The sequence below is a fragment of the Janthinobacterium sp. PC23-8 genome (assembly GCF_002250505.1).
Classification (GTDB): Bacteria; Pseudomonadota; Gammaproteobacteria; order Burkholderiales; family Burkholderiaceae_D; genus Janthinobacterium.
In genome coordinates this window covers 672,024-694,745 of the sequence record NZ_NJGY01000001.1, presented here as the reverse complement: position 1 = coordinate 694,745, position 22,722 = coordinate 672,024, and the positions used below count along the sequence as shown (strand labels likewise).

Sequence of the window (22,722 nt, the reverse complement as noted above, 5' to 3'; positions counted from 1 at the left end):
CAAAAAAAACATGCGGCCATGGCCGTCAGGATGCCATAAACGAAGGGAAAGAGCGACTGAAAAATCGCAATCTTTCCAAACTGCAATCTAAACCTTGACATGCAGGCGCATGTTAACCAGCGAAGATTAAGGGAACATGAAGAAGGGGGGCAAGGCCTGGCTGCCCGATATGCAGGCAGGCGTGGCAGGATGGGTGCGAAATGCTGGGGTTGACCATGTTTAATTTGATAAAATGGCCTGCTTTCGGCGAGAATGCTTGTTTTCGCCTTGCAGTGCATAGGCAACAGTTCAGGCGCGCGATGGCTCGGCGCCGCATCACGACAGGGATTTATTTTGCGACCGATTCAGAAATCGAATAAATTGGCGGACGTCTGCTATGACATCCGCGGCCCGGTCCTGGAAAAATCCAGGCAAATGGAAGAAGAAGGCCACAAGATCACCAAGCTCAACATCGGTAACCTTGCCGTGTTCGGTTTCGATCCGCCGGACGAGATCGTGCGCGACATGATGCTCAACCTGCAAAATGCCGCCGGCTATACCGATTCAAAAGGCATGTTCGCGCCGCGCAAGGCCGTCATGCACTATACGCAGGGCAAGAATATCGCCGGCGTCACCATCGACGACATTTACCTGGGCAATGGCGCGTCCGAACTGATCGTCATGTCGATGAACGCCCTGCTCAACAGCGGCGACGAGGTGCTGGTGCCGGCGCCCGACTACCCGCTGTGGACCGCCGCCGTCAGCCTGTCGGGCGGCAAGCCGGTACATTATGTGTGCGACGAGCAGAACGAATGGTATCCCGACATCGAGGACATGCGCCGGAAAATCACGCCGCAGACGAAAGCCATCGTCGTCATCAATCCGAACAATCCGACCGGCGCGCTGTACCCGGTCGAGGTGCTGTTGCAGATCGTCGAACTGGCGCGCCAGCATCAATTGATCGTCTTCGCCGACGAGATCTACGACAAGGTGCTGTACGACGAAGCCGAGCACGTGTCGATCGCCTCGCTGGCCGACGACGTGCTGTTCATTACCATGAACGGGCTGTCGAAGAATTACCGCTCCTGCGGCTACCGTTCCGGCTGGATGGTGGTGTCGGGCGAAAAGCGCCACGCCAAGGATTATATCGAGGGTCTCAACATGCTGGCCTCGATGCGCCTGTGCGCCAATGCGCCGGGGCAGTTTGCGATCCAGACGGCGCTGGGCGGCTACCAGAGCATACAGGACCTGGTCGGGCCGGGCGGGCGCCTGTTGAAACAGCGCGACCTGGCGCACAAGCTGCTGACCGAAATCCCTGGCGTGAGCTGCGTCAAGCCGAAGGCTGCGCTGTACATGTTCCCGAAACTCGATCCGGCCGTCTACCCGATCGCCGACGACCAGCAGTTTGCCTATGAACTGCTGGCCGAAGCCAAGGTACTGATCGTGCAGGGCACCGGCTTCAACTGGATCGCGCCGGACCATTTCCGCATCGTCTTTCTGCCGAACTCGGATGACCTGACCGAGGCCATGGGGCGCATTGCGCGCTTCCTCGAAGGTTACCGCAAGCGTCACAGCCGGGCTTGACCCGGACGACAGCAGCATCGATCAACCTGGCGCGGGCAGTGTGCGCGCGCCACTCATGAGCACAAGACCATTATGAAATCCATCAAGATTGGCCTGTTGGGCCTGGGCAATGTAGGCTACGGCACGTTCAGCGTTTTGCAGCGCAACCAGCAAGAAATCAAGCGCCGCGCCGGACGCGGTATTGAGATCGTGGCCGTCGCCGTGCGCGACGTGGCGCGCGCCGAAGCGCTGGTCAAAGGCGCCTGCAAGGTCGTCAATGATCCGGCCCTCGTCGTCAACGATCCCGAGATCGATATCGTCGTCGAACTGATCGGCGGCTACGACCTGTCGAAAACCCTGGTGCTGCAGGCGATTGCCAACGGCAAGCACGTGGTCACCGCCAATAAGGCGCTGTTGGCCGTGCATGGCAACGAGATCTTTGCCGCAGCCCAGGAAAAAGGCGTGATGGTGGCGTTCGAAGCGGCCGTGGCCGGCGGCATTCCGATCATCAAGGCGCTGCGCGAAGGCCTGACGGCCAACCGCATCGAATGGATCGCCGGCATCATTAACGGCACCACCAATTTCATCCTGTCGGAAATGCGCGACAAGGGCCTCGATTTTGCCACCGTGCTGAAACAGGCGCAGGAGCTGGGCTATGCGGAAGCCGACCCGACCTTCGATATCGAAGGCGTGGACGCGGCCCACAAGGCCACCATCATGTCGGCGATCGCCTTCGGCATCCCGGTGCAGTTCGACAAGGCCTACGTGGAGGGCATCAGCAATCTCAACGCCGTCGATATCCGCTATGCCGAGCAACTGGGCTACCGCATCAAGCTGCTCGGCATCACCAAGCGCGCCACCGTCAACGGCGTCGAAGGCATCGAGCTGCGCGTGCACCCGACCCTGATCCCGGCCAAGCGCCTGATCGCCAACGTCGAAGGTGCGATGAACGCGGTGCTGGTGCATGGCGACGCGGTCGGCGCCAGCCTGTATTCGGGCCGCGGCGCCGGCGCCGAGCCGACCGCCTCGTCGGTGATCGCCGACCTGGTCGACATCACCCGCCTGGCCACGGCCGACCCGGAACACCGCGTGCCGCACCTGGCCTTCCAGCCTAATGCGATGACCGATATCGCGATTTTGCCGATGTCGGAAATCACCACCAGCTATTACCTGCGCATGCACGTGGCAGACCAGCCGGGCGTGCTGGCCGACCTGACGCGCATCCTGGCCGAGCGCGGCATTTCGATCGACGCCATGCTGCAAAAGGAACCGGCCGAAGGCGAGACGCATACCGACATCATCATGCTGACCCACCAGACGCAGGAGAAAAACGTCACGGCCGCCATCGAACAGATGGAGGCATTGGACAGCGTGGTCGGCACGGTGATCAAGATCCGCCTGGAAAACCTCAGCTGATCGTTGGACCGGCAATCAGAACGGCGCCTGCGGGCGCCGTTTTTTGAACCGGATTACAGCGTTGGTGCGCCCACCGGCCCGACATCCATGCCGTCATAGCTGGCCAGCTTCTGCTCCAGCGCGAACTGCTGCAGTTCGCCATTGCGCGCGTACAGGCTGTCGACGTTGTGCACTTCCGCTTTTTCCACATGCAGCACCCACACCGGCGGCGCGGCCGCGTCTTCCAGTTCGGGCTGGTACAGCTCGACCGGGCGATAGCCGTCGATCGCCAGCAGGCCGGCCGCCTGTTCCAGCGCTTCCGGCGTCGGGTTGGTGAAGTAATAACCCCACAGCAGCGGCGCTGTCAGGTCCCAGGGCGCGTTTTCGGCGATATTGTCAAACAGTTCGGTCACTTCTTCTCTGGTCATCATGGCGGGAGTCCTTGGTGGATAGGCAGGGCGCGATGGTAACATCGGCCGCGCCCGCGCACCAGTTTCAGGCGTCGTCGCCGGGCGCGCTGAAATGCACGCGCACCAGCAAGCCCTGGCCATTGTCGGCCGTTGCCAGTTCCAGGCGCGCGCCATGCAGGGCGGCGATATCGCGCACGATGGACAGGCCCAGGCCGGCGCCGCCCGGATTGCGTTCCAGCGCCGACGACACGCGGTAGAAGGGCGTGAAGACGCGCTCGCGTTCGGCCTCGGGGATGCCGGCGCCGCTGTCCCGCACTTCCAGCACTGCGCCGTCGCCTGGCCCCCGGGGCGGATGCACGCGCAGCGCCACGCTGCCGCCGGGCGGCGTGTAGCGCAGCGCGTTGTCGACCAGGTTGACCAGCAGCTCGTGCAGCAGCAGCGCCTGGCCCTGCACCGTCGCGTCCGTGTCGGCGTCGAGCGACAGGTCGATCTCGCTGTTGACAGCCGCCATCGCCATCTCCAGTCCGACCTGCTGCGCCAGTTCGCGCAGCGACACGGTGTTCATCCGCAGGTGTTCGCCGCCATGCTCGACGCGCGCCAGGGTCAGCAGGCGATTGGCCAGCAGCACGGTCGAATCGGTGGTGGTGGCCATGCTGGCGACAATGTCGCGCAGGGCCGCCACCGCCTGCGCATTGTCGGGCAGGCGGTCGCAGGCGCGCAGCGCCAGTTCGGCCTGGGTTTTCAGCACCGTCAGCGGCGTGCGCAGCTGGTGCGAGGCGTCGGCGATAAAGCGGCGCTGGCTGGCGATCAGTTGCTGCAGCCTGGCCATCGAGCCGTTCATGGCCGATACCAGCGGGCGCATTTCACGGTGCACCAGCGCCGGATCGACGTCGGACAAATCGGACAGGGTGCGCGTTTCGACTTCGGTCTTCAGCCGCATCAGCGGGCGCAGCACCAGGCGCACGGCAAACCACACCAGCGCCGCCATCACCAGCACCATCGCTGCCTGCCATGTCAAGGTGTCAAACAGGATCTGATTCGACAGGCCGCGCCGCGCGTCGAGCGTTTCGCCGACCTGGATCAGGGCGATGCCGCGCATGGAATCGTCATACACGGGCTGCAGCAGGGCGGCGATGCGGATCGGTTTGCCGTGGTAGTCGGCGTGATAGAAGCGCACCAGCGCCGGGTAATTCTGCGAGCGCGGCACGTTGGCCGGCACCGCCGGCAAGTCGCCATAGCCCGACACCAGTTCGCCGTGGATGCCGGTCACCTTGTAGTAGATGCGGCCCAGGGTGTCGGTCTCGAAGCTGTCGAGCGCCACATAGGGCACGTCGGCCACCACCTTGCCGCCTTCGATCGAGACGCGCTCGGCCAGCGCGCGCGTCGACGCCAGCAAGGAACGGTCATAGGCCATGTCGGCCGCGTCGAGCGCATTGCGGTACACAAAAACGGCGTCGAGCAGCACCAGCATCACCAGCGGGATCAAGAGCCAGCGCAGCAACTGGTTGCGCAGGCTGCCCAGGCGCCGCGCCTGCAGGTGGCGCCGCAGCCGTTCGAGCCAGCTGAGGCGGCGTTGGTTGAGGCGTGGGTTCACTTGGCGGCGGCGGCCGGCATGGCGTTGCGCGGTTGCAACAGGTAGCCGATGCCGCGCAAGGTGGTGATGGCGGCGGGCTCGGCGATGCCGCCCTGTTCGAGTTTTTTGCGCACGCGGTGGATCAGCAGTTCGATGGCGTCCAGGTTGACGTCGTCGGCCAGCGCGAATACTTCATCGAACAGCTTTTCCTTCGACACGGCCCGCCCCAGGCGCGTGATCAGCGCTTCAAGCACCGCGTGTTCGCGCGGCGTCAGGGCCAGTGCCGCGCCGCCGTAGCTGAACATGCGCGTGATGGTGTCGAAACTGAGCGCGCCGCAGTGATGCACCAGCGCCTCGTTGCCCTGGCTGCGGCGCAGCAGCGCTTTCACGCGCGCTTCGAGTTCGGCCAGTTCGAACGGCTTGGCCAGGTAGTCGTCGGCGCCCAGGTTCAGGCCCTGCACTTTTTCATCGATGCCACCGCGCGCCGTCAGTATCATGACCGGTGTTTTGGCGCGCGTGCCGCCGCGCGCGCGCAGCCGGCGCAGCACGTCCAGGCCGTCCATTTTCGGCAGCGACAGGTCGAGCAGCACCAATGAATAGTCCTGCGTATGCAACAGGGCGTCGGCGTCGGCGCCGTTATGGGCTGTCTCCACCGTCAGGTGTGCGTCGCGCAAGGCTTTTGCCAGCCAGTGCGACAGCTCCAGATGGTCTTCCACTAATAGTATGCGCATGGTCTCCGCCATTCGTTGGTATGCGTGCAGTGTAAGCGAGGCGCCGCAGTTTGGGGCCGCTTGTGGCTGGCCGGCGACAGCGGTCGGCCTGAAAGCCAATTGAAAGGATGCAGCTCTTATAGTGTGAACCTGATTCAGAAAACGAATCAGACATATCACCAAAAAATATAACTATTGGGAGACCCCTGTGAAGAAAACCGCATTGCCCCTGGCCGCCCTGGCCTTGTTTGTTACCGCCGGCGCCGCCCAGGCCCAGTCCAACGTCACGCTGTACGGCCGTCTCGACGCCGGCATCAGCAACACCAGCAACGCCGGCCCGTCGAAAGGCTCGGCCACGCAAGTGAGCTCCGGCGGCATGAATACCTCGCGCTGGGGCATCCTTGGCAGCGAAGACCTCGGCGGTGGCCTGAAAGCCGTGTTCAACCTCGAAGGCGGCATTCTGGTCGATACCGGCGCGGCCGACGGCGCGCTGTTCAAGCGCCAGGCCAACGTTGGCCTGGAAGGCGCCTTCGGCCGCGTGGTGATGGGCCGTTCCTTCACCACCGTGTATGACTTCGTGCTGCCCTATGATCCGATGGCCTATGCGCCGTTCTATTCCTGGGCCACCTCGGCCAATGCGACCGGCCCCAGCAAATACGGCATGACCACCGCGTTCGACAACCTGGTCAAGTATTCGGGCAAGACCGGCGGCTTTACTTACGGCGCCTCCTACGGTTTCGGCGAACAGAGCACCGGCACTTCGGACAGCGCCAAGCTGTCGACCGCCGTCAACTACAAGACGGGTCCGCTCAGCGTGCTGGCCACCTACGAGCGCATCAACGGCAACACGATCGCCGGCGGCGCGCGCGACAAGAACACCGTGGTGCATCTGGCGGCCATGTATGAAGAGGGCCCGTGGAAGCTGCAGGCCGCCGCGCGCGACTACAAGCTCGATCTGGCTGCCGCCAACCGCCCCGACGTGCGCGGCACCATGTACTGGGGCGGCGCCAGCTACAAGGTCAGCCCGGTGATCACCGTGACCGGCGTGGTGTACTACCAGGACGTGAAAAACGTCGCCGCCAACCTGGACGCCGACCCGATCATGTACGTGGCGCGCCTGCGCTACGCCCTGTCCAAGCGCACCGACCTGTATCTGGCGGGCGCCTACGCCAAGGCCAAGCACGGCCAGCTGGTCAGCCTGTCGCGCGACGACGCCGGTTTCGGCGACACGCAGCGCGGCCTGATCGCCGGCGTGCAGCACCGCTTCTAAGGCATGACCATACTGCGCACCGTCGTCCCGTCGTTGCTGCTTGCGCTGCTGATGCCGCCCGCATTGGCAGCGCAAGCAGCGCCCGATGTCGACTGCGTGGTGCCGTCCAAGCCGGGCGGCGCCATGGACCTGACGTGCAAGCTGGCGCGCAAAGGCCTGCTGCAGCCGGATCCGGCCGCCAGCGCGGCGGCGCCGTTCGCGTCCTCGGTGCGCATCAGCTATCTGCCGGGCGGCATCGGCGCGGTGGCGTGGCGCTCGATGGTGTCGCAGCGCCGGCGCGCCGAAGCCGACACGCTGGTGGTGTTTTCGGGCGGTTCGCTGTTGAACCTGGCGCAAGGCAAGTTCGGCAACGCCAAGGCGGGCGACGTGCGCTGGGTGGCGGCGCTGGGCGCCGACTACGGCATGATCGCCGTGCGCCGCGATTCGCCTTACAAAAACCTGGGCGAACTGCTCGCCGCGCTCAAGCGCCACCCCGACAAGGTGCTGATCGGCGTGTCCGGCACCATCGGCAGCCAGGACTGGCTGAAGATGGCGCTGGTGGCGCGTCAGGCCGGCATCGACCCGAAAGTGCTGCGCTTCGTCGCGCTCGAAGGCGGCGGCGAAGTGTTTACGGCGATGCAGGCCGGTTACGTGCAGGTGATGTCGGGCGACACCTCGGAAGCGACCGTGAGCGCCGGCGCGAACCAGGAGCGCGTGCTGGCGGTGCTGTCGGAAAAACGCCTGCCCGGTGTGCTGGCCGGCATACCGACGGCGCGCGAGCAGGGCATCGACGTGGTGTGGCCCATCATTCGCGGTTTGTGGATGGGGCCGCAAGTGCCGCAGGCGGACTACCGGCGCTGGGTGGCCACGTTCGACCGCGCCATGGCCACGCCGCAGTTTGCCCAGTGGCGCATGCAGACGGGCATGTATCCGTTCGCGCTGACGGGCGACAAATTGACGCAGTACGTGAACCAGGCGGTCGAGCGCTATTCCAGGCAGGCAGCCGAACTGGGCCTGATGCGCTGAAGCCAATAGCAAACCATACAACAATCACAGAAGGAGACCACCATGAAAACCAGAACCATACTCGCCATTGCCATCGCCGCCGCTTTCGCCGGTGCCAACGGCGCCGCTTTCGCACAACTGCCGGCAGGCTATCCGGCCGACTACCAGAAGATCGTCGACGCCGCCAAGAAAGAGGGCAAGGTGGTGATCTACGGCGCCACCGACAGCAAGGCCGCCGCGCCGCTGATCAAGGATTTCAGCGCCCTGTATCCCGGTATTTCGGTCGAATACAACGACATGAATTCGACCGAAGTGTACAACCGCTTCATTTCCGAAGTTGCCGCCGGCGGCAACACCGCCGACGTGATGTGGTCGTCGGCGATGGACCTGCAGATGCGCCTGGCCTCGGACGGCTACGCGCTGAAATACAAGTCGGTCGAAGCGGCCAAGATCCCCGGCTGGGCCATGTGGGACGACCAGGCCTACGGCACCACGTTCGAGCCGGCCGCCATCGTCTACAACAAGCGATTGCTCGATCCGAAGGAAGTGCCGAAGAACCACGACGACTTCGTGAAACTGATCGCCACGCCGAAATTCAAGGACAAGGTCACCACCTACGATATCGAAAAGTCGGGCGTGGGCTTCATGTTCATGGCGCAGGACGCCAAGGAATATCCGCAGTTCCTGGCGCTGCAAAACGCGTTTGGCGCGGCCAAAGTGCGCGTGCAGTCGTCGACCGGCACCATGATGGAACGCATCTCGTCGGGCGAAAACCTGATCGGCTATAACGTGCTGGGCTCTTACGCCCTGGTGCGCGCCAAGAGCGATCCGTCGATCGGCGTGGTGCTGCCGAAGGATTACACGTTGATCCTGTCGCGCGTGCAGTTCATTAACAAGAACGCGAAGAACGTCAACGCCGCCAAGCTGTGGCTCGACTACATCCTGTCGCACCGTGGCCAGACCGTCATCTCGAACGGCGCCAAGCTGTACGCGATCCGTGCCGACGTCACCGGCGAGACCACCTCGGCCGACTTGATCAAGGAAATCGGCGCGGCCAACATCAAGCCGGTGCCGGTGCACCCGATCATCCTGCAATTTTTGGGACCGGCCAAGCGCATGGCCTTCTTAAAACAATGGAAAGAAACAGCCGGCAAAAAGTAATGCCGTTCTGGCCAGCCGCCAGCGCCCCTGCGCCTGCGGCTGGATGCCGTAACCTTATTCATTGGATTCCTCATGCAAACTGCTATCTTGCCGCTGCCTGCACGGTCGCGCTCTCCCTTGTCGCGCCTGAACTGGCCGCGTGGTGTGGTCGTGGCGATCACCGTGGTCGCCATTTTCCTGCCGCTGTTCCTGATTTTTTATCAAAGCTTTTTGTCCGCGCCGTTTTTCATGCCGGTGCGCGAATTCGGCTTTGATTCCTACCGTTTCATCTTCGACGATCCCGATTTCTCGATGGCCTTCAAGAATGGCCTGATGCTCGCCTGCGGCCTGACCGTGATCGCCGTGCCGCTGGGCGGCATGCTGGCGTTCCTGATGGTGCGCACCGATCTGCCGGGCCGCGGCTGGGTCGCGCCGATGCTGCTGGTGCCGATCTTTGTCTCGCCGATGGTGATGGGCTTTGGCTATGTGGTGTCGATGGGGCCGGTGGGCTTTTACTCGGTATGGGCCAAGGAGCTGCTCGGCTTCGTGCCCTGGAATATCTATTCCTTCACCAGCATCGTCATCATCGCCGGCCTGACTCACGTGCCGCATGTGTACCTGTACGCCTCGTCGGCGCTGAAAAGCCTCGGTTCCGACGTCGAAGAAGCGGCCCGCGTGGCCGGCGCTTCGCCGGTACAGGTGATGCTGAACGTGTCGCTGCCAATGATCATGCCGGCGCTGGCCTATGCCGGCGTGCTGGTGTTCTTCCTCGGCTTCGAAGTGTTCGGCCTGGTGCTGGTGCTGGGCGACCCGGAAGGCCACCTGGTGCTGCCGACCTATCTGTACAAGCTGACCAACAAACTGGGCACGCCGTCGTATCACCTGATGGCCGCCGTCGCCGTCTGTCTGGTGATGGTCACCATGCCGCTGGTGATGATACAGCGCTGGCTGCTCAAGTCGGCCAACAAATACGTGTCGATCAAGGGCAAGGGCGCGCGCAGCAAGGCCATGCCGCTGGGCCGCTGGAAGTGGCTGGCGTTCGCACTGCTGGCCGGCTGGCTGATCTTCACCATCATCCTGCCATTGACCGGCATCGTGCTGCGCTCGTTCGTGCAGTACTGGGGTGAAGGCGTGCACCTGGCTGACGTGTTGACCCTGCAGCATTTCCGCGACATTTTCGAACAGCCTTCGCTGGTGCGCGGCATCGTCAACACCATCCTGATCGGCGTGGTCGGCGGCGCGCTGGCCGTCGGCTGCTACAGCTTCATCGCGCTGGCCATGCACCGCAAGCAGGACGGCATTACCCGCCTGCTCGACTACAGCGTGCTGGTGCCGCGCGCCGTGCCGGGCTTGCTGGCCGGCCTGTCGTTCCTGTGGGTGTTCCTGTTCGTGCCGGCCTGGCTCGACGGCATATTGAAGGGCATGGACAACGGCGTGGCCCTTTGGCTGAGCGGCCATGTGATACCGGTGCTGCGCGAAGTGCGCTCGACCATCTTCGCCCTGTGGCTGGCCTATTCGGTGGTGTGGATGGCTTACGGCATGCGCCTGATTTCCACCGCGCTGCTGCAGGTAGGCCCGGAACTGGAAGAGGCGGCGCGCGCCGTGGGCGCCAACCGCGGCCAGGTCACGCGCGACGTCACGCTGCCCCTGATCAAATACGGCCTGCTGGGCGCCTGGCTGATGGTGTTCCTGATTTTCGAGCGCGAATACTCGACCGGCGTGTACCTGCTCTCGCCCGGCACCGAAGTGATCGGCGCCATGCTGGTGTCGCTGTGGGCTGGCGGCTCGACCGACCTGGTGGCGGCGCTGTCGTTCATCAACATCACGCTGGTGGCCATCGGCCTCGGTATCGCGCTGCGCTTTGGCGTGAAGTTACATAACTAAAGTTACACACTAAAAATACACTGAGACCATATCATGAATGAACTGACCGTCAATGAGCTGTACCTGGACTACGGCACGGGCGCATCCGCCAACCAGATCCTCAAGGGTGTCTCGATGCACCTGAAAAAAGGCGAAGTGGTCGCCTTGCTGGGGCCTTCGGGCAGCGGCAAGACCACCTTGCTGCGCGCCGTCGCCGGGCTGGAAAGCCCGAAGGCGGGCACCATCGAAATCGGTCCGCGCAATGTGTTCGACGGCGCCAAACACTTCGAGATGCCGGCCGAACAGCGCAACCTGGGCCTGGTGTTCCAGTCCTACGCGCTGTGGCCGCACAAGACCGTGTTCGACAACGTCGCCTACGGGCTGAAACTGCGCAAGATGGGCAGCAGCGACATCGCCGGGCGCGTCAAGGAAGTGCTGACGCAGCTGGGCCTGGGTCACCTGGGCGAGCGCTACCCGCATCAGTTGTCCGGCGGCCAGCAGCAGCGCGTGGCGATCGCCAGGGCGCTGGTCTATAACCCGCCAGTGATCCTGCTCGACGAACCGCTGTCGAACCTGGATGCGAAGCTGCGCGAGGAAGCGCGCGCCTTTCTGCGCGAACTGATCGTGCGCCTGGGCCTGTCGGCCCTGATGGTGACGCACGACCAGGGCGAGGCGATGGCCATTTCCGACCGTATCTTGCTGCTCAATAACGGCAAGATCGAACAGCAGGGCACGCCGCAAAGCATGTATGAAACGCCGGACACCCTGTTTACGGCCGAGTTCATGGGCAGCAACAACCGGCTGCCGGGCAAGGTGGTGCGCCGCGAAGGCAACCGGGTCAGCCTGCTGATCGACGGCGCGCCGCTGCAGGGCGTGGCGCGCGGCGCCAATACGGCGTCGGAAGTGACGACCATGATCCGCGTGGAAGAAGTGAAGATCAGCGCGACCCAGGTGGAGAACGCGATCGAGCTGCCGCTGTTGACCTGCATGTACCTGGGCGACCGCTGGGAGTGCCTGTTCGAGCGTGGCGGCGGCGCCGACAATCTCAGCCTGCGCGCTTATTCACGCCACAAACTGGACGCCGGCAAATACTGGCTGCATATGCCGGCCGATAAGCTCTGGGTGTTTTAACAGCGTGGTGCGTGGCGATCAGTCGCCGCGCACCACGATTTCCTGCGCCTGCGGCTCGCGCTGGCGCAGGAAGCGCACGATGGAGTCGACGGTGACGACGTCGATCTGGCGTGTCATGCGGCGCGCGAACGGGTGGTCGTCAAAGGCGATATTGGCGCGGAACAGGCGCCCGCCCAGGCGCGTGGCGGCGGGAATGCTGAGCGTTTGCGGCACGTAGCTGGCGCCTTGCAGCCAGCCTTGCGCTTCGGCCCGCGTTTCGATCTTGCCCGGCTCATTGCTGGCCGCGGCCAGCGTTTCGAGCACCCACTGGTTTGAATTCTGGTACTTGGTCGAAAACGGATAGGCCAGCATATTGTAGTGGGCTTCATGCAGGCGCTTCGGCGTGTTCGAGGCCAAGAGGCGCGCCAGCTGCTGCTGCAGTTCAGGCGACGGGATCAGGATCAGGCCCTCGTACAAAAACACATCGCTCATGAAAAAATTGCCCAGGCCCTCGTTGTACAGCGACGACTGTGCCGTGCCGCATTCATTGAGTTCATGCACCACCAGCCAGCGGCCGTTCGGATGGTCGCGCCAGGCCAGCGCCATGTGCGAGTAGCGCAGCTGGTACTTCGACAGGTCCTGCCCGGCGCGCGCCAGCAGCGCCACCTGGGCGCCGGAAGCGTCCAGCGCCTGCAAGGTCTTTTGCGCCAGCGCCATCGACTTGACGACATCGTTGGCCTCGGCCGGTTTGTCTTCGCACGGACGCCCCGCATGGGCGGCGCCGGCCAGCAGCAGGCTCAATACCAGGGCGCTTAGCTGTTTCACGGCTTATACCTTCGCGTGATACAGCAGCGACTTGCCCAGTTCGTTCGGAATAAAGGCGATGGCCTTGCCCGACGCCACCAGCACATGGCCGGTGGAGACTGCTACCACGCTCACCACCGTGCCGACCGCCAGCGACAGGCCTTGCGCCGCCTGGCCGCTCAGTTGTATCGAGGCGCTGCCAGCTTCGGACGCGCCTTTGAGGACGATGACGACGCCTTCGCCGACCGCCTCCAGGCTGGCGACCATCACCTGGCCCGAGGCGACCAGCATCGACATGGAGCCGGCCACCACCACGGCCGAACCCTGGCTCAGGTTTTGCGAACCGCGCGACAGGTTTTCGGAGGCGGCTGCCTGTGCCATCGCCGGCAGCGCGGCGGACAAGCTCAGCATCAGGAAGAGCGGCAGCAAACGGGTGGTCAACTTCATGGTGTTTCTCCTTCAGGGTGGCCGAATTGGCATGACCATCATTGTCGATGGGGGCGGTTTGGTCAACGTAAATGCTACTCGTAGCGAGCACCCATACTGCGGGTATCACTTTTTGATACTATAGTGCTCTTTCAAGCCAAGGATGATCATGCAGCAAACCCACGCCCTGATCGAAGCCCTCAAGCGCCTGCTCAAGGCGCGCAGTGTGACCTATGCCGAACTGGCGCGGCGCATCGAGGTGTCCGAGGCCAGCGTCAAGCGCATGTTTTCGCTGAAACAATTTACCTTGCAGCGCGTGGAGCAGATCCTGGTGGCCGTCGACAGCGATTTCCAGCAGCTGGCGCTGGCCGTGCAGGCGGCGCAGGCGGCGCCGACCCTGATCACGGGACTGACGTACGCGCAGGAAAAAGAAATCATCGAAGACACGAAACTGTTCGTCGTCGCCGTCTCGGCCTTGAACTTGCTGCCGCTGGAACAGATCATCGCCATTTACGACATCAGCGAAGCGCAGGCCGTCAGCTGTTTGCTGCGCCTGGACAAGATCGGTTTCCTGGAGTTGCTGCCGAACAACCGGGTCAAGCTGCTGGTGGCGCGCACCTTTGCCTGGATACCGAACGGCCCCATCCACACCTACTTCAAGCAGGAAGCCTATGGCGACTACCTCAATTCGCAATTCGATGGCGAGAGCGAGCTGCTGCGCCTGGTCAACGTGATGCTGTCGAAAAAATCCACCGCAGCCCTGCTCGAGCGCTTGAAGCAGGTGGCGGTGGAGTTCTCGCGCCAGCACCAGGAAGACGCGCGCCTGCCCGGCGAGGAACGGCTGGCGATCAGCTTCCTGCTGGCGGCGCGGCCGTGGATGCCGCAGACGTTCAAGGCGCTGCTGCGCCAGTAGCGCCTTATGGCGGAGTCTGCTCTTGCTTCATCTGCGACAGCAAACGCCAGGCAAAAAATCCCAGTACGGCCACGCCCAGCAGCAGCGCGGCCCACAAGGCAAGCAAGCGCCATGGCGGGCCCTGGTCCGCCGCGGCAGTGTGAGCGCCCGCCACGCCGGCGCGCGCCGTGAGCAGCCCCACGCTGGCCAGCGGCAGCGACTGCAATTCGGCCGCGCTGTAGCCCGGTGCAACCTGCGCCAGCGGCAGCGCCGCCTGGGCCGCATCGGCCTTGCCGAACACCAGCTGATACGGGCCCTTGCCGCTGGCCAGGAACACCAGGGTTTCCGGCGTCCAGCCCAGGCGCAGGGTGGGCGCGGTGGCCGGCAGCGTGGTTTGCTCGTTTTGTGGCCGCAGCACCCATTGCGTGGTCTGTACCACCGGCATCGCCAGCTCGCCTGACACGCGCTCCTTGCCGCCGTCGCTGATGCGGTAAAAACTGGTGCTCAGCAGCGGCTCGAAATATGCTCCTTGCGCGGGCCGCGTCTGCTGGTGCAAGCTCAAACGGCGCAGCGCCACATAGGCACTCTGGCGATACACACCCAGCGTCACGGGCAGCACCATGTTTGGTTGTGGCAATTGCAGTGCGATGCGGTCGGCGGGAATCGCCAGCGGCGTGGCATAGACCCACTCGCCGGCCACTTTGCCGGGCGCGGCCTGCAGGGCGATGGTGGCGCGCGGCACTGCCTGCTCGGTCTGGCTGACGGCTTGCGCGGCGATGGCAGCGAACACCACCGGCGCGCCCTCCTGCCAGCTCAACCGCGCATAGCGCAAGGCGCGCGGCGCAAAGTCGATGCTGTCGTTGGCCAGCGTCTGCGTGTCGCTGTTGCGCAGCCAGTTCAGGGTGGTGGTGCCGATCGCATCCCAGTGCTTCAGGTCGTCGCTCGCTTCGAGCAGCACCTGGGCGCTGTAGTCGCCAAGCCCGGGCGGCGGCGTGAAGCGCAGCGCGGCGATGCGCTGGTCGCCGGCCCGCTGGCCCAGGTCGAGGATCAGCGCCTGCAAGCTCAAGGTGCTGTGCGCCGCCGCGCTGCTGGCATTTACGGACAGCAGCCTGCCATCGGGGCTGGTGCGCACTTCCACGTTCTGCAGGCCGCCGCTGGTGGATGCTCCCTTGACGGGAAAGATGCGCGCGGCAATGCTGCTGCGCTCGGTGTTCGACTGCGCCGCCGGCGTGCTGACGGCGAACGGCAGGCGCTGGCCCGTGCGGTCGAACAGGCGCACATCGGCCAGGTTGCCGGTGCGCGCGTGCAGATAGACTTCTTTCGGCAGCGGCAGCCGCGCCACGCCGGCGCCGGCCGGCACGGTTACCGGCATGCTCCAGCCGTAGCTGGCCGGCTGGTCAGGGGCATGCTGTGCCAGCGCCACGCCGCACGCCAGCACCATGGTGAGCGAAAAAGCAGTTTTCATGCGTTCTCCGGTGTCGGTTCGGTAACAGGTTCTGTCTTGGGAAACGGCGCCAGGTAGCCAATCAATACCATCAGCAGGCCCACGCCCACGAACGACACGATGCGGGCGATGCCGCCCACGTTCGACAGGTCGACCAGGAACAGTTTCAATACCACCAGCACCAGCAGTACCGCGCCCAGGCTCCATTGCCCGCGCCGTTGATGCTGCGCCGCATGGCGCATCAGCAGCAGGGCGGTGATGCTCCAGACCAGCGACAGCATCGCCTGCACGAATTGCGAGGCCATCAGGTCGTCGAATGCATAGGGGATCGCCATGTAGTTCGATACCGTGCGCAGGAGCATCAGGTTGAACCAGCCGTAGACAAAACAGGCGGCCACCAGCGGCACGCGCGATGACCATTGTTCCAGCCATGGCGGCTGGCCGGCGCGCAGCAGGCGCCAGGCGGCGACGCCCAGCAGGATCGCAAAGCCCGTGGACAGGTCCAGGGGATTGAGCAGCGGCAAATAGGGCAGGGGCGCCATGGCGCCGTTGTCGAGCAGGTTCCAGACGGCGATCAGCCCCAGCGACCACAGCGCTGCCAACGGAATCAGGCCGTGCTGGTACCAGCTGGCGATCGGCGCCACCGGCCAGCCGCCTGCACGACAGCGGCGGATCAGCCTGGCCAGCACCAGCATCATGGCCCAGGCCGGCAGATAGCGCGACCAGGCCGGGCTGACGGCGTCGCCCTGGCCGGCCAGCCACGCATCGAGGTAAATTGCGCCGACCGGCCACAGCATCAGCCAGGGCGCGGCGGTACGCACCGTATGCAGCAAGCGCATCATGCGCAGCTCGATATGCCAGCCGGCGCGCGACCAGGTGCGCAGCATGTATTCGCCGGCGGCCAGGGCGCAGGCCAGCGCCAGCCAGGACAGAGCGCTCGGCACATATTCACGCAGGTACAGGGCGATCAGCATGTTGGCGCTCCACAGGCCCAGGCCGATCCAGGCGGCGAGCGTGAACCAGCGCAACTGCGGCCAGGCCAGGTGGCGCGCCAGCAGCGCGAACAGTGGCGTGGTGATACTCGCCAGTATCAGATAGAGCGCCAGCCAGTGTTCGCCGGCGTGCGGGTGTGCGCTCACATCGGTATCAATGGTGCGCAGCAGCCAGCTGGCCAGCGGGAACAGGATGCCGACAAACCACAGCAAGCCGCTCCATTGCAGCAGCGGCAGCGCGGCCAGCGACAGCCTGGCGTTGATTTCCACGCGCGCCTGGCGCTGCGTGAACCAGCTGCTCGCCAGCGCTGCGGCGCCCAGCAGCAGTGCGCTGAGGAAGGTGCCGTGGAACAGGTTGCTGGAATGGTCATTCCATTCCAGGCCCATGCGCAGCAACAACACGATGCCGGCCAGCACCTGCACCACCAGCAGCAGCAAGCGCGGCGCCGTCCATTGCAGCCGCTGCGCCAGCCAGAACAGGCCGCCGGCGACCGCCAGCGCGCTGACGGTCAGCAGGTTCAGCTGCGTGATGGCGTCGGTGCGCAGCAAAATTTCGGTCCACAGGCCGGCGAGCAGCCAGGCGGTGGCGCCGGTCAAAAACACCACCGACAGGCCCTGCATCAGCTCGGGTGCCAGCTTGGGATGCACGACGCCGTGCTGGCGGCGAAAATTGATCGCCATCAGCAGCGCGGCGGCGGCCAGCAGCAAAAAGCCCAGCCACAGATTCGATTGCAGCGCGATGTCGGTATGCATGTCGGCCAATATGCCCAGGAAGGACAGCCAGGCGCCGGCCTGCACCAGCAAGCCGAAGGCCCAGGCCAGAGGCTGGCGCTGGCGCAAGCCGACCCAGACGATGCCGGCGCCTTCCAGTGCCCAGGCGGCCGAGGTCCAGCGGCCGTCGAGTGCAAATGGAATGGCCAAGGTACCGAACACGATACCCAGCGCCAGAAAGGCTTCGGCCAGCAATCTGAAGTGGCCGCCGTGACGGCGCCACAGCACTACCGCCAGGCCGGTATAGAACAGGCCGGCGGCCAGGGCCGAAAACGCCAGGCTGAAATGCATATGCTTGACCAGGCCGTACTGCAAGGCCATGGCGGCCAGCGGCGTGCCGAACACCAGCGTGCCGTCCACATAGTGCTTGAGGCGCGGCGCCTGACGCGCGCAATAGGCGACGGCGATGCCGACATAGAACAGCACGAACAGGATCAGGAACAGCTGGCTCGACAGATAGTTGTCCGGCGTATAGCGCAGCAGGCCCCAGGCGGTGGCGACGACAAAGGTAAAGCCGAAGCTGAGCACGTTCAACACGCGCCAAGCGCGTTTCAGGGCGATGGCGAACACGCCGGCGTTGAGCAGCGCGTAATAGCTGAACAGGCCGATATGGCTGCCGCCGCCGGTCGACACCAGGATCGGCACGGCAAAGCCGCCGATAATGCCGAACACGGCCAGCCAGACGGCGTTTTGCAGCACCGCCAGCAGGCAGGTAAAGGCGGTCAGCACGAACAGCAAACCGAAAGCCAGGCCGGCCGGCATCAGTTCATACAGGCGGAAAGCGCCAAAGGTGACCAGCATCAGTATCGCCAGGGCCGTGCCCTGCAGCGGCAGGCTGATGCCGGGACGCGCCACGCGGATGCGCCAGGCCCAGGCCAGCAGGGCAATGTCCGCCAGCGCGATGCCGGCCAGGCGCAGTTCGATCGGCAAGGTCACTTGCGCCGCCACGTATTTGAGCAGGAAGCTCACGCCCAGGAACAGGATCAGCAAGCCCAGCTTGGCCACCAGGTTGCCCGTCAACAGCCAGCTTTTTGCCTTGGCAAACAGCGCGTTGCCAGGGGTGGCCCAGGCCGGGGTGTTGGGTGGCGTGGGCGCTGGCGGGACGGGTTGGAACGGTGGTGGCACAGGTGCCGGTACTGGCGGCAGCACCTCGGGCATGAACTCGGGAACCGGCCGCAGTGTGGGCTTGTCGAGCGAAATGGTGATGGCCGGCGGCACAAATTCAGGCACCAACTCCGGCATGGGTGGCGCCGCCTCGGCTGGCGGCGCAGGCGCCGCCCGGACTGCGACCTCGACATTCTGCCCGGCGTCGGCGTTTGCGCGCCGCCTGGCGGGGTCCAGTTCGAGCGCCTGCAGGCGCTCCTGCATGCTGTCGACTTCGCGGCGCAAGCGGGCGGTGGCGGCTTCGAGATCGGCCACTTTGCGGCCGCTTTTCAGCGCGACGACCAAGGCGGTAATCAATAAACCCAGCAATACCAGCGGTATCAATACAAACATAGGTCGGCTTTCCTGGCAGGACAGGGCGCAACAGGAAGTGGCGCCCGCAGTTATGCGCACCTTACCTTATTATCAAGAAACGAGGTTTTCTTATAGCCATGTGGAAACTTCGAAGCAGAAGTTGTCAGCATGCAATGTCCTGTCCGCGCCGGTATTGATTGCGAGCAAGCCCACGACATTCAGATTGTCGTGCGCAAGATAGTGCTGTATTTTAGCAATTCGTTCACTTCCCATTTCCACGCCATGAGTCAGAGCAGCCAGTTTTCCTTGTTGTCGCAGCGCCGCTTCGGGCCGTTTTTCTGGACCCAGTTCTTTGGCGCCTTCAACGACAATCTGTTCAAGACGGCGCTGATGGTGATCCTGGCCTACGATGCGCTGAGCTGGACCACGCTCGATCCGTCCACCATCACCAACCTGATTCCCGGTCTGTTCATCCTGCCTTACGTGGTGTTTTCGGCCACCGCCGGCCAGCTGGCCGACAAGTTTGAAAAGGCGGGGCTGGCCCGTTTCGTGAAATGGATGGAGCTGGTCATCATGGCCATCGCCGCCGCCGGCTGGATGACGCATACCCTGTGGCTGCTGGTGGCGGCCGTGGTCGGCATGGGCATCCATTCCACCCTGTTCGGCCCCGTCAAGTACGCGTATTTGCCGCAGCAATTGAAACCCGAGGAACTGGTCGGCGGCAATGGCCTGATCGAAATGGGCACTTTTGTCGGTATCTTGCTCGGTGAAATCCTCGGCGCCGTGCTGATCGTGCACAAGCCGCTGGGCGTGGAACTGGTGGCCGGCGCGACCATCGTCGTGTCCATCTTCGGCCTGATCGCCAGCTACCGCGTGCCGCGCACGCCGGCGCCCGAGCCGGACCTGAAGATCAGCATCAATTTCGTCGCCGAATCGTTGCGCAACCTCAATTTTTCGCGCAAGAACCGTCCCGTGTTCCTGGCCATGCTGGGCAACTCCTGGTTCTGGTTCTATGGCGCGCTGATCCTGGCGCAGTTCCCCGTCTATTCCAAGGATTTCTTGCATGGCGACCACAGCGTGTTCGTGCTGCTGCTGACGGTGTTTTCGGTCGGCATCGGTACCGGCTCGCTGCTGTGCGAAAAATTGTCGGGCCACAAGGTCGAGATCGGCCTGGTGCCGTTCGGCTCGATCGGCCTGTCGCTGTTCGGCATCGACCTGTTTTTTGCCAGCAATGCCTACGCGAATACGCAACTGGTCGATGCGCTGGCGTTTGCCAGCCAGGCCGGCGTGCCGCGCATTCTGTTCGATATCGTGATGATCGGCGTGTTCGGCGGCTTCTTTATCGTGCCGCTGTTCGCGCTGATCCAGACGCGCTGCGACCCGAAGCATATTTCGCGCACGATTGCCGGCATGAATATCCTCAACGCCCTGTTCATGGTGGCGGCGGCCGGCGTGGCCATCGTGCTGCTGGGAAAAGGCTTCACGATACCGCAGCTGTTCCTCGTCACCGCCATCCTCAATGCACTGGTAGCGGCGTATATCTTCTCGCTGGTGCCGGAGTTCCTGATGCGCTTCCTGGCCTGGATATTGATCCAGACCGTGCACCGCGTGAACGTGGTCGATGGCGAACGGATTCCCGCCGAAGGCGCGGCCGTGCTGGTATGCAACCACGTCAGCTATGTGGACGCCATCGTCATCGTGGCGGCCAGTCCGCGCCCGATCCGCTTCGTGATGGACCACAAGATCTTCAGGCTGCCGCTGATGGGCTGGCTATTTCGCACTGCCAAGGCGATCCCGATCGCCTCGGCCAAGGACGATCCGTTCCTGATGGAGCGTGCCTTTGTCGATATTGCCCAGGCCCTGCATGAAGGTGACCTGGTGTGCATCTTCCCTGAGGGCAAACTCACGCGCACGGGCCAGATCAGCGAATTCAAGGGCGGCATCGCCAAGATCGTCGCGCGCAGCAAGGTGCCGGTGATTCCGCTGGCGCTGCGCGGCCTGTGGGGTCATCTGCTCAGCCACCGCAACGGCCATCTGTTCGAACGCGCCTTCAAGGCCGGCCTGCGCTCGCGATTGTCGCTGGCCGTCGGCCTGCCGGTGGCGCCCGAGGACGCCACGCCGGAACTGTTGCAGCAAAAGGTGCAGGATTTACGGGGCAAGTGGAAATAATCGTCACTGCTGCGTGGCGGCAGCCAGGTGCCGCTCCAGCAGGGCGGTAATCGACAGAGAGTCGGCCGGCTTGGTCAGGTGAAAGTCGAAGCCTGCGTCCACGGTGCGCTGGCGGGTGGCGTCGCTGCCCGCGCCTGCATGGGTGGTATCGTCATCGACGCTCGCTTCCCTTGTCAGTGTAATTTTACCATCATTTACAAATAAGCATGCTGATAAGGCAGACTGTTGGCGCTGGCGCCGTGCTTGCCATGCTGGCAAGCAAAGAAAGCGCGACCCTGCTACAGTAGCTGTGCAAATCCTTCCCCGCCGTACCGTTTTGTATCGTCGCCTGCCAGCCCTGTTTCACGCAAGGCAAGCCACTGCACTGACCGCGTCGTTGCTGTACTGATTGTCAAAGAAAGAAAAAGTTTCCATAAGCCAATTGTAAATCTGCTTGACGATTTTAGAATGATCGTTCATTCTTTGATCTGCGTTAATAAATTCTCCCATTTCTAACGACACTAGCCCGCTTCTTTTTCAGAAAGTCCAAGATGCAACCAACATTTTCCCTGACGTCGCCGCGTACGAGCGGCGCTATTGCCGTGCTGTGCGCCTCTGTAATCCTGGCCGGCTGCGGTAAAAAACAGGCAGCGCCTCCGCCGCAGCAAGCGCCGCAGGTTGTCGTGTTTACTGTGAATCCGGCAGCGTTGCCGATGGTGGCCGACCTGTCCGGCCGGACCAATGCGTATCAAGTGGCTGACGTGCGTCCGCAAGTAGGCGGCCTGATCAAGCAGCGCCTGTTCGTCGAAGGCGCCGATGTGAAAGCTGGCACGCCGCTGTACCAGATCGATTCGGCCAGCTATCAGGCATCCTACAATTCGGCCAGGGCCGCCTTGACCCGCGCCAAGGCCAACCTGCTCACTTCCGGTCCGAAAGTCGCGCGCTACAAGGAACTGGTGGCCATCGAAGGCGTCAGCCGCCAGGAATATGACGATGCCGTCGCCACTTACGAGCAAGCCAAGGCCGACGTGGAAGCGGCCACCGCGGCGCTGGAATCGGCCAATATCAACCTGCGCTACACCACCGTGACGGCGCCGATCAGCGGCCGCACCAGCCGCTCGACCGTGACGGCCGGCGCGCTGGTCACCGCTGGCCAGGCCGACGCCCTGACCACGGTGCAGCAACTCGATCCGATCTATGTCGACGTGACCCAGTCGAGCACAGACCTGCTGCGCCTGAAGCGCCAGCTGGCCGACGGCAGCCTGAAGAAAGCCGGCGACGGCCAGGCCAAGGTCAATCTGATTTTGCCCGATGGCAGCAAGTACAGCGAACCGGGCAAGCTGCAGTTCTCGGGCGTGAGCGTCGAGCCGACCACCGGCAACGTGGTGCTGCGCGCGCTGTTCCCGAACCCGAAAGGCGATTTGTTGCCAGGCATGTTCGTGCGCGCCCAGCTGGAAACCGGTATCGATGACAAGGCCATCACCGTGCCGCAAGTGGGCGTGTCGCGCAACCAGAAGGGTGAAGCTACCGCCATGATCCTGAACAAGGAAAACAAGGTCGAGCAACGCGTCATCACCACCAACGGCACTTCCGGCACCAATTGGATCGTGACGTCCGGCCTGGCCGCCGGCGACCGCGTGATCGTGGAAGGCTTGCAAAAAATCAAGCCGGGCGCGCCTGCCGTCGCCGTGCCTGCCGCCGCTCCCGCCGCCGGTGGCGCGCCAGCTGGCGCAAAAGCCCCGGCCGCCGCTGCGCCAGCGGCCAGCGCCCAATAATTCAGGAGAATATTA

The 22,722-nt window shown here is 63.7% G+C and carries 17 protein-coding genes; 10 read left to right on the top strand and 7 right to left on the bottom strand.

The features are described from left to right. Positions 1-333 precede the first annotated feature (333 nt). Positions 334-1,563, top strand: coding sequence for a pyridoxal phosphate-dependent aminotransferase (locus tag CD932_RS03125; protein WP_094441355.1), 1,230 nt, complete (start codon positions 334-336; stop codon positions 1,561-1,563). Between the two features lie 72 nt (positions 1,564-1,635). Continuing rightward, positions 1,636-2,958: a homoserine dehydrogenase gene (locus CD932_RS03120; protein ID WP_094441354.1), complete on the top strand. Its 1,323-nt coding sequence runs from the start codon at positions 1,636-1,638 to the stop codon at positions 2,956-2,958. Positions 2,959-3,011: 53 nt separating this feature from the next. On the opposite strand, the gene CD932_RS03115 is transcribed toward CD932_RS03120, so the two are convergent. The 3 genes from CD932_RS03115 to CD932_RS03105 all read right to left on the bottom strand — a co-directional run bounded on the left by CD932_RS03115 (position 3,012) and on the right by CD932_RS03105 (position 5,651). Continuing rightward, on the bottom strand, positions 3,012-3,368 hold the full coding sequence (locus CD932_RS03115) for a ribonuclease E inhibitor RraB (RefSeq protein WP_094441353.1): 357 nt from the start codon (positions 3,366-3,368) through the stop codon (positions 3,012-3,014). Positions 3,369-3,432: 64 nt separating this feature from the next. Further along, entirely contained in the window at positions 3,433-4,896 is a 1,464-nt protein-coding gene (locus CD932_RS03110) for a sensor histidine kinase (RefSeq protein WP_254926597.1), read from the bottom strand. Between the two features lie 41 nt (positions 4,897-4,937). Continuing rightward, positions 4,938-5,651, bottom strand: coding sequence for a response regulator (locus tag CD932_RS03105; protein ID WP_094443421.1), 714 nt, complete (start codon positions 5,649-5,651; stop codon positions 4,938-4,940). A 187-nt stretch (positions 5,652-5,838) separates the two neighbouring features. Between CD932_RS03105 and CD932_RS03100 the strand changes: the two genes are divergently transcribed. From CD932_RS03100 to CD932_RS03080, 5 genes are all read left to right on the top strand, one after another. Then, positions 5,839-6,900, top strand: a complete 1,062-nt coding sequence (locus CD932_RS03100; RefSeq protein WP_094441352.1) for a porin — start codon at positions 5,839-5,841, stop codon at positions 6,898-6,900. Between the two features lie 3 nt (positions 6,901-6,903). Next, the gene (locus tag CD932_RS03095; protein WP_176460861.1) at positions 6,904-7,905 is read left to right on the top strand and encodes a tripartite tricarboxylate transporter substrate binding protein; all 1,002 of its coding nucleotides are present in this window, start codon (positions 6,904-6,906) and stop codon (positions 7,903-7,905) included. A gap of 42 nt (positions 7,906-7,947) precedes the next feature. Beyond that, positions 7,948-9,045, top strand: a complete 1,098-nt coding sequence (locus CD932_RS03090; RefSeq protein WP_094441351.1) for an ABC transporter substrate-binding protein — start codon at positions 7,948-7,950, stop codon at positions 9,043-9,045. A 72-nt stretch (positions 9,046-9,117) separates the two neighbouring features. Further along, positions 9,118-10,908, top strand: coding sequence for an iron ABC transporter permease (locus CD932_RS03085; protein ID WP_094441350.1), 1,791 nt, complete (start codon positions 9,118-9,120; stop codon positions 10,906-10,908). Between the two features lie 33 nt (positions 10,909-10,941). Then, positions 10,942-12,018 (top strand): ABC transporter ATP-binding protein, encoded by a 1,077-nt coding sequence (locus CD932_RS03080; protein ID WP_094441349.1) that lies wholly within the window; start codon positions 10,942-10,944, stop codon positions 12,016-12,018. 18 nt (positions 12,019-12,036) lie between these two features. Here CD932_RS03080 and CD932_RS03075 read toward each other — a convergent pair whose 3' ends face one another. Further along, positions 12,037-12,822 (bottom strand): DUF2145 domain-containing protein, encoded by a 786-nt coding sequence (locus CD932_RS03075; RefSeq protein ID WP_094441348.1) that lies wholly within the window; start codon positions 12,820-12,822, stop codon positions 12,037-12,039. A 3-nt stretch (positions 12,823-12,825) separates the two neighbouring features. Continuing rightward, positions 12,826-13,248: a hypothetical protein gene (locus tag CD932_RS03070; RefSeq protein ID WP_094441347.1), complete on the bottom strand. Its 423-nt coding sequence runs from the start codon at positions 13,246-13,248 to the stop codon at positions 12,826-12,828. A gap of 148 nt (positions 13,249-13,396) precedes the next feature. Here CD932_RS03070 and CD932_RS03065 point away from each other — a divergent pair, with 148 nt between their 5' ends. Beyond that, positions 13,397-14,140: a helix-turn-helix domain-containing protein gene (locus CD932_RS03065; RefSeq protein ID WP_094443419.1), complete on the top strand. Its 744-nt coding sequence runs from the start codon at positions 13,397-13,399 to the stop codon at positions 14,138-14,140. A 4-nt stretch (positions 14,141-14,144) separates the two neighbouring features. On the opposite strand, the gene CD932_RS03060 is transcribed toward CD932_RS03065, so the two are convergent. Together CD932_RS03060 and CD932_RS03055 are read right to left on the bottom strand one after the other, a co-directional pair. Beyond that, positions 14,145-15,584: a DUF3999 family protein gene (locus CD932_RS03060; RefSeq protein WP_094441346.1), complete on the bottom strand. Its 1,440-nt coding sequence runs from the start codon at positions 15,582-15,584 to the stop codon at positions 14,145-14,147. Next, positions 15,581-18,823: a DUF2339 domain-containing protein gene (locus CD932_RS03055; RefSeq protein ID WP_094441345.1), complete on the bottom strand. Its 3,243-nt coding sequence runs from the start codon at positions 18,821-18,823 to the stop codon at positions 15,581-15,583. The genes CD932_RS03060 and CD932_RS03055 overlap by 4 nt, the downstream gene beginning before the upstream one ends. Positions 18,824-19,066: 243 nt before the next feature. Here CD932_RS03055 and CD932_RS03050 point away from each other — a divergent pair, with 243 nt between their 5' ends. Next, positions 19,067-20,953, top strand: coding sequence for an MFS transporter (locus CD932_RS03050; protein WP_094443418.1), 1,887 nt, complete (start codon positions 19,067-19,069; stop codon positions 20,951-20,953). A gap of 530 nt (positions 20,954-21,483) precedes the next feature. Beyond that, on the top strand, positions 21,484-22,707 hold the full coding sequence (locus CD932_RS03045; protein WP_094441344.1) for an efflux RND transporter periplasmic adaptor subunit: 1,224 nt from the start codon (positions 21,484-21,486) through the stop codon (positions 22,705-22,707). Positions 22,708-22,722 lie beyond the last annotated feature (15 nt).

Excerpts from the sequence above, each read along its gene's own strand:
- CD932_RS03115 (WP_094441353.1), bottom strand. The coding sequence starts at position 3,368 with ATGATGACCAGAGAAGAAGTGACCGAACTGTTTGACAATATCGCCGAA.
- CD932_RS03055 (WP_094441345.1), bottom strand. The coding sequence starts at position 18,823 with ATGTTTGTATTGATACCGCTGGTATTGCTGGGTTTATTGATTACCGCC.
- CD932_RS03050 (WP_094443418.1), top strand. The coding sequence starts at position 19,067 with ATGAGTCAGAGCAGCCAGTTTTCCTTGTTGTCGCAGCGCCGCTTCGGG.
- CD932_RS03045 (WP_094441344.1), top strand. The coding sequence starts at position 21,484 with ATGCAACCAACATTTTCCCTGACGTCGCCGCGTACGAGCGGCGCTATT.
- CD932_RS03080 (WP_094441349.1), top strand. The coding sequence starts at position 10,942 with ATGAATGAACTGACCGTCAATGAGCTGTACCTGGACTACGGCACGGGC.
- CD932_RS03105 (WP_094443421.1), bottom strand. The coding sequence starts at position 5,651 with ATGCGCATACTATTAGTGGAAGACCATCTGGAGCTGTCGCACTGGCTG.
- CD932_RS03065 (WP_094443419.1), top strand. The coding sequence starts at position 13,397 with ATGCAGCAAACCCACGCCCTGATCGAAGCCCTCAAGCGCCTGCTCAAG.
- CD932_RS03090 (WP_094441351.1), top strand. The coding sequence starts at position 7,948 with ATGAAAACCAGAACCATACTCGCCATTGCCATCGCCGCCGCTTTCGCC.
- CD932_RS03120 (WP_094441354.1), top strand. The coding sequence starts at position 1,636 with ATGAAATCCATCAAGATTGGCCTGTTGGGCCTGGGCAATGTAGGCTAC.
- CD932_RS03060 (WP_094441346.1), bottom strand. The coding sequence starts at position 15,584 with ATGAAAACTGCTTTTTCGCTCACCATGGTGCTGGCGTGCGGCGTGGCG.
- CD932_RS03095 (WP_176460861.1), top strand. The coding sequence starts at position 6,904 with ATGACCATACTGCGCACCGTCGTCCCGTCGTTGCTGCTTGCGCTGCTG.
- CD932_RS03070 (WP_094441347.1), bottom strand. The coding sequence starts at position 13,248 with ATGAAGTTGACCACCCGTTTGCTGCCGCTCTTCCTGATGCTGAGCTTG.
- CD932_RS03085 (WP_094441350.1), top strand. The coding sequence starts at position 9,118 with ATGCAAACTGCTATCTTGCCGCTGCCTGCACGGTCGCGCTCTCCCTTG.